Annotated in this window: 10 protein-coding genes and 4 pseudogenes; 3 read left to right on the top strand and 11 right to left on the bottom strand. The window is 40.2% G+C overall.

Translation table 11 applies throughout. The annotated features are described in order from the left end of the window. Positions 1-47: 47 nt before the first annotated feature. Together JCM21738_RS17490 and JCM21738_RS17485 are read right to left on the bottom strand one after the other, a co-directional pair. Positions 48-1365 (bottom strand): annotated as a pseudogene (locus JCM21738_RS17490) (hemolysin family protein). A 274-nt stretch (positions 1366-1639) separates the two neighbouring features. After that, positions 1640-2428 (bottom strand): TerC family protein, encoded by a 789-nt coding sequence (locus tag JCM21738_RS17485; RefSeq protein WP_023615178.1) that lies wholly within the window; start codon positions 2426-2428, stop codon positions 1640-1642. Between the two features lie 439 nt (positions 2429-2867). Here JCM21738_RS17485 and JCM21738_RS23510 point away from each other — a divergent pair, with 439 nt between their 5' ends. Further along, positions 2868-4658 (top strand): methyl-accepting chemotaxis protein, encoded by a 1791-nt coding sequence (locus JCM21738_RS23510; RefSeq protein WP_023615180.1) that lies wholly within the window; start codon positions 2868-2870, stop codon positions 4656-4658. A gap of 62 nt (positions 4659-4720) precedes the next feature. Here the strand turns inward: JCM21738_RS23510 and JCM21738_RS17475 are convergent, their stop codons facing one another. After that, positions 4721-5191: a hypothetical protein gene (locus tag JCM21738_RS17475; RefSeq protein ID WP_023615181.1), complete on the bottom strand. Its 471-nt coding sequence runs from the start codon at positions 5189-5191 to the stop codon at positions 4721-4723. Between the two features lie 190 nt (positions 5192-5381). On the opposite strand from JCM21738_RS17475, the gene JCM21738_RS17470 reads away from it, so the two are divergent. Both JCM21738_RS17470 and JCM21738_RS17465 read left to right on the top strand, forming a co-directional pair. After that, on the top strand, positions 5382-5807 hold the full coding sequence (locus tag JCM21738_RS17470) for a tyrosine-type recombinase/integrase (protein ID WP_243463061.1): 426 nt from the start codon (positions 5382-5384) through the stop codon (positions 5805-5807). A gap of 96 nt (positions 5808-5903) precedes the next feature. Further along, positions 5904-7405: pseudogene (locus JCM21738_RS17465) on the top strand (potassium/proton antiporter). A 78-nt stretch (positions 7406-7483) separates the two neighbouring features. Here JCM21738_RS17465 and JCM21738_RS17460 read toward each other — a convergent pair. The 8 genes and pseudogenes from JCM21738_RS17460 to JCM21738_RS17425 all read right to left on the bottom strand — a co-directional run bounded on the left by JCM21738_RS17460 (position 7484) and on the right by JCM21738_RS17425 (position 17375). After that, a complete protein-coding gene (locus JCM21738_RS17460; protein ID WP_031307927.1) occupies positions 7484-8098 on the bottom strand; it encodes a TetR/AcrR family transcriptional regulator in 615 nt (204 codons plus the stop codon). Positions 8099-8120: 22 nt separating this feature from the next. Continuing rightward, positions 8121-9625: pseudogene (locus JCM21738_RS17455) on the bottom strand (carboxypeptidase M32). Positions 9626-10276: 651 nt separating this feature from the next. Next, entirely contained in the window at positions 10277-11185 is a 909-nt protein-coding gene (locus JCM21738_RS17450) for a nuclease-related domain-containing protein (RefSeq protein WP_023615186.1), read from the bottom strand. 352 nt (positions 11186-11537) lie between these two features. Then, positions 11538-13085 carry a flotillin lipid rafts scaffold protein FloT gene (floT, locus tag JCM21738_RS17445; protein WP_023615187.1) on the bottom strand — a complete coding sequence of 516 codons (1548 nt, stop codon included), beginning with the start codon at positions 13083-13085 and terminating at the stop codon, positions 11538-11540. An 11-nt stretch (positions 13086-13096) separates the two neighbouring features. Further along, a pseudogene (locus tag JCM21738_RS17440) lies at positions 13097-13630 on the bottom strand (NfeD family membrane protein). A gap of 179 nt (positions 13631-13809) precedes the next feature. After that, complete coding sequence (locus JCM21738_RS17435) at positions 13810-14361, bottom strand: DinB family protein (RefSeq protein ID WP_023615189.1); 552 nt, start codon at positions 14359-14361, stop codon at positions 13810-13812. A gap of 198 nt (positions 14362-14559) precedes the next feature. Further along, positions 14560-15249 (bottom strand): DUF975 family protein, encoded by a 690-nt coding sequence (locus tag JCM21738_RS17430; protein ID WP_023615190.1) that lies wholly within the window; start codon positions 15247-15249, stop codon positions 14560-14562. A 77-nt stretch (positions 15250-15326) separates the two neighbouring features. Continuing rightward, positions 15327-17375, bottom strand: coding sequence for a bifunctional diguanylate cyclase/phosphodiesterase (locus tag JCM21738_RS17425; RefSeq protein WP_023615191.1), 2049 nt, complete (start codon positions 17373-17375; stop codon positions 15327-15329). Between the last annotated feature and the right edge of the window lie 181 nt (positions 17376-17556).

Genomic DNA, 17556 nt, shown 5'->3' with positions numbered 1-17556 from the left:
ATTTTATAATTTAATTTCCTATTAAAGAACAAAAGAAAAAGCCGGCATCATAAGTCCGGCTTATCATCCTCGTCTATTTTTAAAACCTCTAAATAGGCAATATGATATTCGTCAATCTCGATAATCTTGAAAATAAAACCTTGTTCTTCTAATTCATCACCAATTTCGGCATCGATGTTCTTTGTCATGAACCATCCGCCTATAGTATCTACATCTTCTTCTGATATCTGGATGCCTAACAGGTCATTCACTTCATCGATTAATACTCTTGAGCTGAATAGATAGTGGTTTTCATTTACTTTTCTGATCTCGGCTATTTCGTCCACATCAAATTCATCACGAATGTCTCCAACGATTTCTTCAAGAATGTCCTCGACAGTCACCAGTCCGGATGTTCCGCCATACTCATCAATCAAGATGGCCATATGGATGCGCTCTTTCTGCATTTTGACGAGCAAATCATGGATGGGAATGGTTTCGATTACTCTGATGACAGGCTTAATAAATGATGACAGAATCGATTCTTTTTGAAGATCCTTACGTGTCAATTTAGCAGTAAGTATCTCCTTGATATTGATCATCCCTACTATATTGTCCTTATCGCCAGCTATGACTGGATATCTTGTATATTTCTCTTTTTGGATCACATCAATAATCGTGTCGATATCATCTGAAATGTCAAACGTGACAATTTCAGTCCGGGGAACCATGATTTCTTTGGCTATACGCTCATCAAACTCAAATATATTATTAACATAATTCAGTTCATTTTGATTGATCTCACCACTCTCATAGCTCTCCGACAATAGAATGCGGAGCTCTTCCTCAGAATGGGCAATTTCATGCTCCGATGCCGACTTTAAACCAAACAGCCCAACAAGAAGCCTGGCAGAACCGTTCAACACCCATATGAAAGTACATAATCTTATAGAACCAGATTATTGGTTTGGAAAAAGCAAGGGTGACTGCCTCTGCTTTTTGAATCGCGACCGTTTTTGGAGCCAGCTCCCCAACAACCACATGCAAAAAAGTGATCAAAGCAAAGGCTATTCCGAACGATATTATACTGGATAATGACGGATTAAGATGAAAGTTCTCAAACACAGGATGAAGCATTTCTTCAACCGTCGGCTCCCCTAGCCACCCGAGTCCAAGAGCTGTAATTGTAATGCCAAGCTGACAGGCCGAGAGATACTCGTCGAGATGTGTGATCACGTGCTTTGCGGATTGTGCTCCTTTCCTTCCTTCCGAGATGAGCTGGTCTATTCTTGAACTTCTCACTTTTACAATGGCAAACTCTGTCGCTACAAAAAAAGCGGTTAATGCGATTAATAAAACAACCAAAAGCAAATTAGTAATAATCAATGGGCATGCCTACATTCGTAAGGCGGTCACCTCCTAGAAAGCATTTACTCCTTTTAAAATGGAATGGTGATTAAAGAATTTGTTCCTTCAGCACCACGATTTTTGTCCATTTTTTAAATTATACCCTTATAATTAACAGCTAACGCATAATAGAGGAAAAACGTGAATCAATCCAAACTTATTATTGGTATCTGGAGTAGAATATATTTATAAATAGACTGGGTGAGCAATGCCACGTATTGTAAACAGCAAAGGTTACGGGAGCAAAATGTCATTATGATACCTTTTTGGCAGTCTCTGCAGTCTTTTCATAGGAAAGGAACCAGCCTGACGCGGCAATTCCTATAAGCACTCCGTAGAATATTAGTTTCCATTCTGTTGAATGGGAGAACTCAGGATTTATAACTCCTAATGCAGGATGGGATAATGTTAAAATCGCCAGTTTTACCCCTACCCAGCCAACAATAGCAAACGCGGCGATTTCCAGACCAGGCCTTTTTTCAAGCAAGTTCACAAACATATTTGCAGCGAATCGCATGATGATCAAACCAATCATTCCGCCTGCGAAGATGACAAGGAATTGTCCCCCGTCCATCCCTCCGATGTCTGGAAGAGGAGTTTCAGGCAATACAACAGCCAGAGCTACTGCTGCCAGGATAGAATCAATTGCAAAAGCAATGTCGGCAAACTCTACTTTAAGGACCGTTCCCCAAAAACCGCTTTTGTTCGTATCTTCTTTGGTCAATCTCTGATCTTTGTTTTCTTTTTTATCCCTGAGAGCAATTTTCCTGATGATGTGATTCACAGACATGAAAAGCAGGTATAAAGCCCCAATCGCCTGCAGTTGCCATACATCCACTAAAAAGGAAATCACAAACAGAGATGTAAACCGAAACACAAATGCCCCTGCCAAGCCATAAAATAAAGCCTTTTTACGCTTGTTCTCAGGAAGGTGCTTCACCATGAGCGCAAGTACCAATGCATTGTCCGCAGCCAAAAGGCCCTCCATCACAACAAGAACGAGAAGTACCCAGCCATACTCCAGAAATAAAGTCAGTTCCATTTTTGTTTCCTCCTAACCATTGATTGATCAATCAATACCCCTTCGCATGGCCAAAAGAAAAGACCCTTACCATCCTGGTAAAGGCCTGAAACACATAGAAAAAGACCTTCACCATGACAGCAAAGGTCTTGCTAACAACGTCCATGTTGCCAATAAAGCCGGAGACTTTCATCTCGGGAATGACGACTTTATTGTAGCAGCTACTCCCCTTTAAAAAGAGAATATTTAATTACCTTAAATATATAAAAGCACTACATTTCTGTCAATTAAAAATAATCGGCTAATTAGTCCTTTTTCCTTAACTAATTTTGAATATTGCCGAAAATAACAATAATATGAGAACAATTTAATATTCAAGCAATTCTTGAAGGTTTCCTAAAGATTATAATTGTTTTCGAAGAAATTTTATCGCCTATGAAGAACAGAGGGAGTGGACAAATTGTTTTTAAAGAAGAAAACGGACACTGCAAAAAAAACAGTGACTAAAAAGAAATCAAAGAAAAGATCCAACAGAAATATGAGTCTGAAATTAAAGATTGTATCATTAAGCATGATCTCAATGCTTCTCCTTGCATTGGCTACAACATTCTATGCTCAATACACAATCAGGACTAGCAACATGGACTCGATGGTAGCTGAGCTCAATACAATCTCAAGCTTGTTATCGGACCAGGTTTCCGCAGGGAAAGCCCAAACAATCATTGCGAATCCTTCAAAAAACAATCCAGGTGTCACCTCAATGCAGAAACAAATGGACCAAATACTTAAGGAAAACCCTTTAATACATAATCTATATTTGATCACGATGGATGGGGATAAATTTTCAATCCCGACAATGAGCTCAGCAATGATGACGAAAGATATTACATATGGTTCAAATTATTCTGGCGGCAAGGATTTTGATCAGGCAGCGCTAGAAGCTTTTAAGGAAAATAAAAGGACAACCACCGAAATATACCAATCTCAAAATGGCACAAAAATGACCGGCTTTGCACCAATCACCGACATGTCAGGAAAAGCAATCGCCCTTTATGGAGTCGAATTTGACGTTTCTCAGGTAAATAAAAAGATAAATGCTGAGGTCGCCGGCATTTGGATTCTCTCTCTTATTATCCTGGCCATCTCAAGCGCAGCAATGTATTTCCTTGTGTCCAGGCTCATCAAGCCACTGGATAACATCAAGGTTTTAACAGCAAACATTGCAAAAGGTGACTTGTCACAAGAAAATATCAAAGTTAAATCAAAAGATGAAATCGGAGAACTTGCTGAAAGTATCAATACAATGGCTGCCTCCCTTAGAACCCTTGTTTCCCAGGTGCAAACAAGTTCAAGGGAAGTTTCAAGTGAAACAGTTGGGTTGTCCAAGATAGCCTCCAGTTCGGTAGAAGCTATCAGAGAACTGACATCAGCTAATCAGCAGGCGGCAGCAAGCACACAGGAACAAAACGCTAACATTGAAGAAATGCAGGCAACATTGGAAGAGATCAATGCCGGTATCGAAGAAATCAACGCATCTGCTCAGCAGGCTAGCTTCATTGCTAAAAATTCAACGGTAACTTCAAAAGAAGGAACCGTAAGGATTGACGAGATGCTTGAAGGACTTGAAGCTGTAGATGAAAATACAAATCAGCTTGCTGACATTATTACCGTGCTTGAAAAACAATCAGATAAAATCACACAATTCGTTAAAATCATCAATACAATCTCTGATCAAACAAACCTTTTGGCATTGAACGCAGCCATTGAAGCTGCAAGGGCTGGAGAACATGGAAAAGGCTTTGCTGTTGTAGCAAACGAAGTCCGGAAGCTTGCTGAGGAAAGCGCAAAATCGGCATCCACTATCATTTCCATCGTTAACGAAAATGTCCAGAACACCCGCACTGCCGTTGACTACATCACGAAAACAAGAGAAGCTGTACAATACAATAAAGACCTATCTGCTAAGGCAAAAAACACACTGAATGAAATCTATGAAACAACATTGGAGATCGAAGACAACTCCAATAACATCGCAACTGCCATTGAACAGCAAGTTATAGCATTTGAACAAATAACTAATTCCCTTGATACAGTCTCTCAAGCATCCCAGCAAATTGCAGCAGGCACTGGACAGACAGACCAGTCTACACAAGAGCAGCTCAGAATTGCAGAAAATGTAAACGACACGACAAAAATCCTCCAGCGGACAGCAACGGAATTAGAAAAACTGACTGGGAATTTCAAATTATAGGCGTCTCAAGAAAAGAAGGATTGGTTTTAATAGAAAAAAGGATGCCACTGCGGCATCCTTTTTTATCTTTTCCTGAATCCTTCTTCTTCTAAATATTGTTTGGCTTCATTGTAAGAAAGGAATGTACCATCAAGATTCAAACCAGCATACACATTCCACATTTCATCTTCATGGACAAGAATCAATGTGTGGTTTTCTGAATTAATCCAGCGTTCCTCTTCATTGTCCTCTATGATGGCTGATTCAATGGTGCTATTGGCCGAAAGAGACTCAATTGACTGTTCAATGATCGATTTAAGCTCATCCGAAGTAAAATCACGGATATTTACCATTCCCTTAGGGTCAACATCATAGCCTTCTAAAAATTCACCATAGACAAACCCATTCCCATTTGGGTGAAGGTGATATATAACATTTTTCTTGTCGTATATGCTCTCAGCAAAGTGGAAGTTAACACGGCCTAAAGAGACATTTTTTCGTTCGAGTTGAGGAAATGATTCAATAATTGCAAGTTTCTGTTCAAAAGTCAGCATAATTGCCTCCAGGTTAATAACAAATTTTTAGATTCTGTTCATTATAACATTTGACAGTCGGGTAACAAAAAAATCTTTTTCAGGCAAAATTTATGTTACAAAACTTGATATAAGATATAATTAAGTTACTTAAGGAAGTGATTTAATGAAAACGGTAAGTGCGATTAAATCCAAAAAGAAAATTAGCATCATGAAGAAATTCCTCGAAAATCACTCGGCCAGGGATTATTGTTTATTTTTACTTGGTATCAATACTGGAATTAAACTTCAGGAATTACTTAGTCTGAGAGTCCACGATGTATGCGAAAAGGATGGAGGAATTACAGACTTTCTTTCCATACCTCACTATTCCATTCCTCCTGTTTACTTAAATGCCTCTATAAGGGTGTCCCTAAAAAAATATTTAAATGAAAATTCTTTTATTGCTACAGACTATCTTTTTAGGTCGCGAAAAACTCCTAACCCAATCACAAGACAACAAGCATACAGGATTATCAATGCAGCTGCCAAAAATGCCGGAATCGATGAACCGGTAGGAATGACCACTCTTAGGAAAACTTTTGGCTATCATGCTTACTCCCAGGGGGTTGCAATTTCACTCATCCAAAAAGACTAAAGCATGCCTCGCCATCAGAAACGAAGCATTTTATTGGAGTAGACCAGGAAACGGTCCCGGTTAAAATAAATATCAATCTATAAGGAGGAGTTTTTATTGCCTGAATATGTAGCTAGTACTGACTCTTTTATCCTGCTTCTAGCTGTTTTATTCATTGTCGGGGTGTTAACTACGAGGTTTTCAACCAGACTTGGGGTTCCCTCCCTGATTTTCTTTATCATGGTAGGGATGGTCATGGGCAGTGATGTTCTTGGCATCATTTATTTTGATAATGCAGCAGTTGCACAAATGATCGGTGTTATTGCACTCATCATCATCCTGTTTGAAGGTGGCCTGCAAACAAATTGGAAAGACGTCAGGCCAGTAATAGTTCCTTCTTTATCTCTTGCAACGATTGGAGTGTTACTCACTTCGGGACTTGTTGCCGTCGCTGCGAAAACAATTTTGGGCCTCGATTGGTAGAAGCCATTTTATTTGGGGCAATTGTTGGTTCGACTGATGCCGCAGCCGTGTTTGCTGTTTTGAAAGGTCATAATATTTCTCCAAAACTTACTTCTACTCTCGAAGCTGAATCAGGATCGAATGATCCAATGGCTGTATTTTTAACCGTAGCAATGATTGAACTTATTACTATTCCTGATGCAAGTACTTTAAAGTTGATCGGAGACTTCTTTTTGCAAATGGGACTGGGCCTGATACTGGGCTTTATTTTCGGAAAAGTCGCTATCAGAGCATTGAATTCAATAAACCTTGATTCCAGTGGGCTCTATCCTGTTTTCGCAACCGCGTTTGCATTGCTGACTTATGGCATTACAGCATTCCTTAACGGCAGCGGACTTTTAGCTGTATATATCGCAGCGATCATCATCGGTAATGCGGAAATTGCTTACCGTCATTCTATTTTCCGATTTTCTGAGGGGTTTGCCTGGATGATGCAAATTTTAATGTTTGTCATCCTTGGACTCCTTGTATTCCCATCGGAGCTTTTCACACCCGCCATTCTAATTCAAGGAATTTTGATTTCATTAATTCTGATATTGATAGCAAGGCCACTTGCTGTATTCATCTCAACATATAAAATGCCATATTCCCAAAAAGAACGCCTTTTTCTTTCATGGGCGGGCTTGAAAGGTGCGGTCCCAATCGTCCTTGCCACATTCCCTTTACTGGCAGGTATTGGGAACAGCCATCAGATTTTCAATGTTGTATTCTTCGTCGTACTGACGAGCGCACTGATTCAGGGAGCTACCATACCGATGCTAGCAAATAAGCTGGAATTGAATGGTCCTAAAAAAACGACACCGATGCAGTCGCTTGAGCTGATTTCACTTGGAAAAGCAGATGCTGAAATGATTGAATATGAAATGGAAAGCGATAGTGCAATTGTCGGTAAAACCTTGATGGAAATTCCATTTCCAGAAGGGACACTGGTGAATGCAATCATCCGTAACGGCAAACTGATTGCCCCTACAGGGAATACCGTCATCATGGCTGGAGACTTCCTTTACATTCTGTCCGGAAGAAAGAACAAGCCGAAACTGAAAAAACTGTTAAAAGAAAAATCGGAATACCAGCAAAACGCACTGGAGCTGAAGTGATGAACTCGCTCCGTGTTAACTGTACCTGTCGAAAAAAAATCAAAACCAGTGAGGGAGCACCTCACTGGTTTTAATCATTTATTGTCTTAATTTTTCCAAGAACAAATTCTGCATTTCTTTTAATATAAGTTTATATTGATAATTTTCAAGGATAGTTGCCTGTAATGTAGCTCCATTGACCATCGCCCAAAAAATATCCGCATGTGTCGAGGGATCTAGCTCTTTGTTGAATTCACCTGATGTCTGGCCTTCTTTAATGATTCCGATCAGCAATGAAACAAAGAAATCTTTATATCGTTCAGTCAACAATTTCTTCAACTTCGGATTCCGTGTTGAATACAAACTGAACTCGTAATGGACAATCGCATGACCCTTGTTCTCTTCATCATTCGGATCGTTATCCAGGTAGGCTTCAATCAAGTAATTGAGCTTATCAAGCGCTGTCTTTCGCTCAGCTATCGCTTTTGCAAATTCATTTCTCGATTTATGTGTCTGGCCTTCCATCAAGGCAAGGTAGATATCATCCTTACTTTTGAAATAATTATAGATCGCCCCTTTGCTCATGCCGGAACGAGCGACAATATCATCAACAGTACATGCTTCAAAACCCTTCTCGGCAAAACAAACATGAGCGCTCTGTAGTATTTCCTGACGCTTCTTTTCCTTATATTCCTCTGAAACAATTGGCGTCATTTGAATTACCTCATTTTCGTTTTTAGTATAATTTGTATACTTTGCTATACTTTTCTTCCAGATACTGAACCAGGTATACTGCATTCAGTTCTTCCCCGGTGGCTTTTACAATCAGTTCATTTGGAGTATACAGCATGCCATACTGATGGATGTTCTCCCTTAACCAGTCTTGAATCACAGAAAAGTTACCACGCTCGATGCTTTCATAGAAATCCGGCAAATCTTTCTTGATCTTGTTCAGGATTTGGGCCGCATACAAATTTCCAAGAGAATATGACGGGAAGTAGCCAAGCCCTCCGAACGACCAATGAATATCCTGGAGCACCCCTTCACTGTCAGTAGATGGTGAAATGCCAAGATAGTCTTTCATTTTTGCGTTCCAGATTCCTGGCAGATCCTTCGCCTCTATTTCCCCGGCAATCAAAGCTTCTCAATTTCATAGCGAACCATGATATGAAGATTATAAGTTAGCTCATCAGCCTCTACTCGGACGAACGAAGGCTGGACAGCATTCGTGGCTCGATAAAAATCATCCAATCCCACTTTCCCAAGTTGTTCTGGGAAATGTTCCTGCAGTTTCGGATAGAAGTACTTCCAGAATTCCTCACTGCGTCCTACCATGTTTTCAAGGAATCGCGACTGAGATTCATGGATTCCAAATGAGGCACCTTCCTGAAGTACTGTATCCTGGAATTCCGGATTGATATTTTGTTCATAAATACCATGCCCAGCTTCATGAATTGTTCCGAAAATTGCGGAGCGGACATTATTTTCAAGATATCTGGTCGTAATCCTCACATCCCGGGTATTTACAGGTTGCGCAAATGGATGGACAGTTTCATCCAGCCTGCCCGCTTCCATATCGAAGCCTATCAGCGGCAAGATATAACGATTGAACTCTTTTTGCTTTTCTACTGAATAAGGCTGTTCAAATATTTCAACTGATGGCTTGTATGAAGACTCTTGAATTCTTCTAAGTAAATCAGCGCTTGATTCTCTTAATTTAACAAACAGCGGGTCTAGCTTTTCCACAGTCAGGCCAGGCTCAAATTCGTCCAGGAGCGCATCATATGGATGGTTTTCATAACCGTAAATTTCAACAGCTTTCCTTTTGAATTCTACGATCTTCTCAAGATACGGAAGGTATTTTCCAAAATCATTATTCTCTCTTGCCTCTTCCCAGGCATCATTCGCCCTTGATGTAAGTACAGAGAAGTCTTTAATCATTGCTGCTGGAATACTCTTTGAACGGTTATAAAATTTAAGGCGTTCACGTACCTTAGCTTTCATTGCCTCATCAAGGTACTCCTCCGCTTCTGGTGTGGAGAGCGTACTTAGTGCCTCCCCCATTTCCTCAGAAACAGTCAGCTTGAACGCTTCTGTTCTAAGTGTTCCATTTGCATTCGCAAAAATAGAACGTCCTTTTTTCGGTGAAATAACTTTTTGGTCCCAGCTCAACAAACCTAAAATACTATTAAAATGCGAAATCTTTTCATCTAATTCATTGAACTTTTCGAGCGCAGACATGATTGATTGGTTCATTACCTTTTGTTCCATGTCATTTTCCTCTCTTTCTTAAAATGAGTGAATATCCTTCTGGATTTTAATGTAAGCGATCGCTTCTGAACACTGATGAATGATTTTTCAGGAGAAAACCAAATAAACTATCCAGTCGGTTTATTATATTTTATATTATATTATTTTCTCAATTATCGCAAAATTTCTGGATATTAATACTGAAGTTATTGACTGAGCATTGTTAGAGCTCAGGCGTTTTTATTGATTGCCGAACCTTACCCAACTTCAGACAATTCTGCGGCTGGACGCTCCTTCTTTGGCCGAACCTCCCCATCTTCGGACATTTCAACGGCTGGACGCTCCTGTTTTGGCCGAACCTGCACCTACTTCAGACAATTCTACGGCTCGCGGCTCCTGATTTGGCCGAACCTACCCCATCTTCGGACATTTCAACGGCTGGACGCTCCTGTTTTGGCCGAACCTATACCAACTTCGGACATTTCAACGGCTGGACGCTCCTGATTTGTCCGAACCTGCATCCACTTCGGACAATTCTACGGCTCGCGGCTCCTGATTTGGCCGAACCTACCCCATCTTCGGACATTTCAACGGCTCCGCGCTCCTGTTTTGGCCGAATCTCTACTCACTTCAGACTATTTTTCATTCGTAATAAGTATCCGACGTGGTTCCTTTTGCCGTGTAGAACTTCTTTAATACTCTGGTTATCCTTCTTTTTTTTATTTCTATGTTGCACCATTCATATATGCTTTGTGTTGTTATCTTTCTTTCTGGAAATAATAGTTTGAATTCTTCTATTTGCTGTACGATTGCTTGTTCTACTGGTTTAGAAGTTCCGCATTTACCACAGACTAAATGGCGGGTTTTTATAGAAGTATTAAAAGAACCACAAGCCCTGCAGTGCATGCCCTTTTCCAATTGATCATAATTATATGCTGGGAGAGTGGTGAATGGATTTTTATCATGGTGTAATGAAAGTAATTTTTGGGCGAGTCGTTTATGATTCTCTTCCAACTTAGATGGTGTTTCGTTAAGTTCTTTTAAAAAGCGATTGATTTGGGTTGGTAAAATTATTGGCTGGTCCAGCGGGGCTTGGTAAAGGGTAAATTCTGGGTTGTTAAAAACAACTGAAGCCTGGACGAGGAAATTTAATTTGAGGTTTTGAAGCAGTTGGCGAAAGAGCGTCTCGCTTCTCTTTAATTGTATGACTGGATTTTTGAACTCTCGGTCGCTCTTTACGGAGTACAATTTGTCTGATTCCAGGTAATAGTCACCTTCGTGATATTTCACATCCAATAGATGTATTAACCCACCAGATATTATCACTTTATCAATCTGGAAATATGAATTATTTACTTGGAGCAGCAGGTCATCTATTATGTACCTTTCCTCTGAGAGGTTTTCTGTCTGGCGGTCAAATTCAATCTCCCCTTTATACCCCTTTTCCAAATTCGAAAGATAAAATTTGTCCTTTCCAGCCAACTCCATTCTTGTATTCAAGTAGCGCAGTGATACTAATTCCTCTGATTCAGCTCTCTTTTTAAGTAACATAGTCCACTTCCTTTCTTAATTTCTATTCTAATCCAAATAGCACTCTATTTTTGTGAATATTTCGTTAACATTTCCTGTTACCTTACAGATTAGCTGCAGTATCAAACATACACATACAATACAGTACTAAGAATGTTTTCAATTAGAAAAGCGCAAGCGCCTTGGTCAGCCCCGACAAGCGCTGGAGGGCCGACCAGTGAAGTCGCTCTTTGACTTCATTGGGCGGACCGAAGCGTCTCGAGGGGCTAGGCGCTGGAGCTAGACACTAATCAAAGTGTAAAAAGTTTGTACTTTCTTATAAAGTTAAAAAAGAAAACCCGCCTGGAGTCAAAGCCCCAGACGGGTTTTTCTTCTATTCTTCCTGCTTCAACGCAGCTTCAATTCTGTTTTCGGTCTTGTTCTCGCGAATTTCGTCTGCCAATGCATCAATACTGTGTCTTACATTAGCTTTGCCTGAGAAATTCTCAATCAACTCTTTTACATCAATACCGGATGATGCTTTTAGTGATTCCTGAAGCGTCGACATAAGATTAGTCGCATAGCCGGTTACCTTGTTTGCTCCGCCATTGGCGTCACTGCCGCCTGTGTCGACGACGGTAATCTTATCGATGTTTCCTAGTGGCGCTGCAACTTGCTTCGCGTATTCAGGAAGCATTTTCACAATCATATCGAGGATCGCAGCCTGGCCGAACTGTTCGAATGCTTCAGCGATTTTTTCTTTCGCTTCTGCTTCTGCAAGACCTTTCAGACGGATAATTTCCGCTTCGGTTTCACCTTTTGCCTTTTCTGCTTCCGCTTTCGCAAGACCGTCCATACGGACTTTTTCTGCTTCAGCCTTAGCCATTGCTTCAATACGATATTTATTTGCATCTGCTTCAGCGATTTGCTTGGCTTTATCAGCCGCAGCGGATTGCTCGACAGCATAGCGGTCAGCGTCGGCCTTTTTCTTGACCTCGGAATCATATTGGCGTTCACGGCGCAAAATTTCTTTCTCTTCAAGTTCAATTTGCTTTTGACGCTCGATGATTTTGACCTGCATTTCCTGTTCGGTGACCTCTTGCTGTGTACGTGCCATTTCCAAATCATAAGCCTGGTCAGCTCTAGCCTTGGCACTATCCTGCTCGCGGCGGTACTCAGCAACTTTTAATCCATTAATTTTTTCGGCTTCAGCAATTTCAGTTGCGCGTTCAAATTCAGCCTTCTTCGCTTCTTTATCTGCTTCAGCTTTCTTGATTCTTGTTTCTTTTTCTGCGTCAGCTGTGGCGATATCAGCATCACGTTTTACCTGGGCAATACGAGGTTTACCAAGGGAATCGAGGTAACCATTTTTATCTCGAACATCTTTGATCGTGAATGACACAATGACAAGTCCCATTTTTGCAAGGTCCTGCGAAGCAACACGCTGGACTTCCTGTGAGAACTTATCACGATTCTTATAGATTTCTTCGACAGTCATTGATCCTAAAATCGAACGCAGATGCCCTTCTAATACTTCCTTCGCTTCATTCTCTCGGTCTTCTTTTGATTTTCCAAGAAATTGCTCAGCAGCAGTGGCAATTTCACTGATGGATCCTCCGATTTTAATAATCGCCGTTCCATCTGCCATGACTGGAACACCCTGTTCTGTGTATACTTCAGGTGTAGTGACTTCAAGCTTGCTTGAGAGCAGGCTGAGTGGGCGGGATTGTTGGAATACCGGGAAAATGAACGTGCCGCCCCCACGAATAATTTTTATCCTGTTGCTCGACTCATCCGTATGAACATTGCGGCTGCCAAGGAAGCTGCCCGTTACAATCAGGGCTTCATCAGGTCCAGCAGTTTTATACTTTGTGATGAAAACGGCTATCATAGCGATGACAAGGAAGACAACAAAACCAATAACAATAAACATTAGATCCATACCTTTTCCCCCTAAATATAAGTCTCTAACTCTTCATACAACTTGACTTGAAGGACTCCATTTTCGATGTCGATGATCAGTACTTTTTTTCCATAAGGTATTTCTGATTTTGTAAAACTGACTGCGGCTTAGAGATGCGCCCGCTGATATTCTCAATCATGACTTCACCATAGCCGTCAACCGGAATACCAGTGATAACGGTACCGATTCTACCTCTTAAGTCACTCTCTTTATACACGAGGGATTCCTCGGCATTGGATAGTGGAATCAGCACAAATACATTCAGCAAAGTTACTAGAATAAGAGCAATAATTGCAGAAGCAGCAGCAATCAGAACACTGTGCAGCTTTGTAAAAACTTCACCTAAATACCCGCCGGCTGTAAAAATCGCAACAAAGGAAAATATTAATGTTGGATTCACAAAAGGAATAGCTTCTGTCAGCCCCTCAAGCATCACCAAAGAATAAATAAATGATGGTGACCGCACCCGAAATGACCAACCCGTAAAAATAAATCGTTTCTAATGGCATGCCAAACAGCTCCATTTTTACTCACCCCTTGCTAAAATCGAACAAGCACCCTCCCTTATTCCATTTATTTCTTGATATGTAATACGATTGTCATGATATTTAGTTTCAATATTTTTAAAAATTTGCGGAAAATTAGCTGCACATGAATTAATTTCAAAGAATCCGTGAATGCTCCACGGATTCTGCTTGTCACTCTATTTGGCTAATTGTTCTTTTTGCATGCTATGAATCTTCTTGATCATCCTAATCTGGCCGCGGTGATTAATCTCATCTTCAAACACATGGAACCATTTAAAATAATTGTTTCCTGGCTCATTCCACCACCAGTTCGTCTGCTCAAACAACCATTGATCAGGAAGTGTCTTGAACGTACGATACGTATCTTCCCGTGCAGCCTCGAGATCAGCCAGATAATGTTCCAGAGGAAATCCTTTAAATGCGGCCTTTCCTTTTTCACCAATTTCAAGACCCGCTGCCAGGGCTTCTTCCTCTTCCATAGTTGGATCCCTTCTCTCAAAGGTAATAATTTGATAGATCCGTTCCACAGCAGCCATATGTCCAAGCAACATACCAATTGAGTTCGCTTCATCATGGACTAGGAAATCCAGTTCCTCAATTGTAAGTCCTTCTAATGCTTCAAGGGTGGTGGAACGTACATAATTCATCATTGACACCAGGTGACTGAAAGTTGGACTGAACCCTTCTTTCTTATCGACCAAAAATAAAGTAGATCTGTCTATTTCCATATTTCCCCTCATTTCTTATATTTCATGAACTAATATTATTCGACTTTTCCCACAATTATCCTTTAATCTTTTTCATTTGTTATGAATCACATAATCAAAGGAGTAGTCTGAATCAAGGCAAAACTGCCACTGAAATAAATAAGAAGGACTCTTCGATAATAAAAAATCCAGCAAAAAAATAGCTGGGACTATAATACATTAGCTTTCCAAGTCAGCTGGATTGGCCTCTTCATGGTCTTGCAGCGCGATTAATTCATTATAAAAAGTAGCATTGGCTGCACTGATATAAGGAGTCAGCCACAAGAAACCAATTCCTAAAGTAAAGATGGCGATGAATACCCACCCTATAAAACTAAGATTCATCAGGAAATATTTCCACTTATAGCCCTTCATCCTGATTTTACTTTCTGTGATCGCTTCAAGTGCGGAGAGCTGTGGGTTATCCCTCAAAATGAAAAACACTTGTGAGTAGGAAATTCCCTTGATAATCCCTGGTATAATCAGCAGCAATGACCATAGAATCGTGAAGATTCCAACAAGGATAGATGTACCGATAACTTTCAGTGATAGCTCCCATTCTTTATACACTGCAAAGACATCGGAGATTTTCGGGTCATTCCATCTGGCAATAACAAGGTAGAACCAGTAGCTGGCAACTGTCATCGGGATGAATAAAAACGAGATTAGAAGATTAACCATGTCAGCAATCAATGGCGTTTCGGTTTGGTTAAACCACTCAGAAAATCCACCGCTTAAAGGCACTTCTATAATTGTCGGCACTATAGTCGTAATCAAACAGACTATGAATGTAAGTGCTACACCGATGCCCCACTTTCCTTTTAAAGTCGCAATAGCTTTCTTTTTGATTTGTGAAATAGATAAATTCATTCACTTTCCTCCTAAAAAATTAAAATGAAGATACACACCAATTATATTTTGAAAAAATTAACAAATTCATAGCATATTTAAGAGACTGCACCTGATTGTGTCTCTAGAGCATTGACCCATTCAACCACCTCAACAGCATTGAGCGGCTTGGAATAGTAATAACCCTGAATAATTGGATTATCAAAATTTTTGGACAGGAAAATCATCTGGTCTTCGGTTTCCACTCCCTCAATCACCACTTTTAGTTTCAATGAATGTCCCAGACTAATGATTGCTTTCATAATCGCTGAATCCTTCTCTGATTGTGGAACATCATCAACAAAGGACTTATCAATTTTCAACGTAGAAATCGGCAGCCGTTTTAAATACGATAAGGAAGATACACCCGTTCCAAAATCATCGAGAGCCACAGTAAACCCTATTTCTTTAAAAACACTTACTGCCCTGATTGCATTTTCTATTTGATCGATTACGCTTGTCTCTGTAATTTCAAGTTCAAGATACTTGCTTTCGATTTCATATTTCGCAATACACTGTTTCAATGTTTCCATCAATTGTGGCGAAGTAAAATAGGAACCTGGAATATTAATCGCTACTTTGAAAGCTTCGTTTCCTCCATTCTTCCAAAACATAATCTGCCCGCACACATGGTTGATGAGCCAATCCGTTACCTCGTGCATCTTGCCATTTTCTTCGAGAACCGGTATAAAAACACCAGGGGAAATCATACCGTGTACAGGATGCTTCCAGCGCAGCAATGCTTCAACACCAAAGATCATTTTCGTGTTTGAACATACTTTTGGCTGATAAAGAACATAAAGTTCCTCATCTTCCATTGCCCTGTCAATGTCATGAATGAGATTCCGTTCAAATGCGAAAGTATGGATCTTTGGATCATATTCAATTACTTCATGATTGTAAGCAATGTTAGACTGCTGGAGCACTGCCAACGTATTGGAAAATAAATCAGCTTGTTCATCCTCTTCTGAGCAAGCTACTGCACAAACCATATTAATCACTAATTTCTTTTCCTTGATGACTAACGGTTTTTTCAAAATCACAGTTATTCTTTCCAGTGAGGTTTTCAATTTTTCATAATCTCGTCCATCCTCTGATAATAGAGCAAAGCGATTTCCTTCTATTCTATAAATCACACCGAATGACGGCTTTAGGCTGACAAGAATCTCACTAACTGCCTTAATGACTTCATCACCGTATTCGTAACCATATCGGATATTCCATTTTTCCAATCCATGTAAATGGATCACCGCCATGCTGGCTGGTGAAGATGCATTGAGCACTTTTTCGAATTGCCGTCTATTCGGCAATCCTGTCAAGGCATCGAAATGATTCAAACGGAAATCGACATACCGGTCAAGCAGGCTGGATAATCCAGAAAAACCCAATATCACTCCTATTCCTACCGTCACAGCAATAATTAGCATGTGCAAATTCATATGGTGTCCATGTTGAGTTTCTGGAAGTACGGTTCCCTCTGTATAAAAAACAACCGCCTCCATGCCTGTATAATGCATACTTGATATAGCGATCCCCATCAGTAAGGACGTAATCACCTTTACATAAAAATTCCCCATGAATTTTTGCATGCTGGTAAATATGTACAGAGCAACATAAGAAACAATGATGGCAATCAGAACCGACAGAACAAAAATGAAAGGCCGATAAGAATACTCAATATCCATCTCCATTGCCGACATACCGATATAATGCATTGAAGCAATTCCGATACCCATGATCATGCCAGCAAGTATTTGTGGCCAGCGAGTTAAATTAATTCGATTGGAAATATAAAACGCCAGGTATGAGGACATGACGGCAGGAAAAACGGATAATATCGTCTCGGAAAAGTTATACTCCATTGATACCGGAAGTCTAAAAGCACTCATCCCTATGAAATGCATCGCCCAAATCCCGAGACCCATTGCAATGGAAGCAAGGGCCAGCCAAAAATTCCGGCTAAAAAATCCATTCTTGCTAATCCTTTCGTTCATTGAAAGAGCAGAAAAGGAAGCAAGGAAGGCTATTACCACCGAAAGGAATACAATTGGGAGTGAATATTCTCCCTGTAAAATAACTATATTGTCTGACTCGGGACTAAAAAACATATTTGGCTTACATCCTTTTTTTTGATTTTCATGTTGATTATGGTAATTATATCGGCTAGAGTTCTTTATTGTGAATATAGTCAAACAGTTACTTTACTTTGGAGTGAAATAAAAGGTAGTAGGCCGGACAACTCCATTGCCAAAATACCCGCAAAAAAAAAGAACAAAAAGCGCAAGCGCA

The organism is Mesobacillus boroniphilus JCM 21738 (assembly GCF_000517385.1).
Classification (GTDB): domain Bacteria; phylum Bacillota; class Bacilli; order Bacillales; family Cytobacillaceae; genus Mesobacillus; species Mesobacillus boroniphilus.
The sequence above is the reverse complement of the archived record's forward strand: the minus strand, read 5'-3'. Positions and strand labels throughout refer to the sequence as shown.

Bases quoted from the DNA above. Each gene is read 5' to 3' on its own strand.
- JCM21738_RS17485 (WP_023615178.1), bottom strand. From the start codon at position 2,428: ATGGAACTGACTTTATTTCTGGAGTATGGCTGGGTACTTCTCGTTCTT.
- JCM21738_RS17475 (WP_023615181.1), bottom strand. From the start codon at position 5,191: ATGCTGACTTTTGAACAGAAACTTGCAATTATTGAATCATTTCCTCAA.
- JCM21738_RS17470 (WP_243463061.1), top strand. From the start codon at position 5,382: ATGAAGAAATTCCTCGAAAATCACTCGGCCAGGGATTATTGTTTATTT.
- JCM21738_RS17460 (WP_031307927.1), bottom strand. From the start codon at position 8,098: ATGACGCCAATTGTTTCAGAGGAATATAAGGAAAAGAAGCGTCAGGAA.
- JCM21738_RS17450 (WP_023615186.1), bottom strand. From the start codon at position 11,185: ATGTTACTTAAAAAGAGAGCTGAATCAGAGGAATTAGTATCACTGCGC.
- floT (WP_023615187.1), bottom strand. From the start codon at position 13,085: ATGGATCTAATGTTTATTGTTATTGGTTTTGTTGTCTTCCTTGTCATC.
- JCM21738_RS17435 (WP_023615189.1), bottom strand. From the start codon at position 14,361: ATGGAAATAGACAGATCTACTTTATTTTTGGTCGATAAGAAAGAAGGG.
- JCM21738_RS17430 (WP_023615190.1), bottom strand. From the start codon at position 15,249: ATGAATTTATCTATTTCACAAATCAAAAAGAAAGCTATTGCGACTTTA.
- JCM21738_RS17425 (WP_023615191.1), bottom strand. From the start codon at position 17,375: ATGTTTTTTAGTCCCGAGTCAGACAATATAGTTATTTTACAGGGAGAA.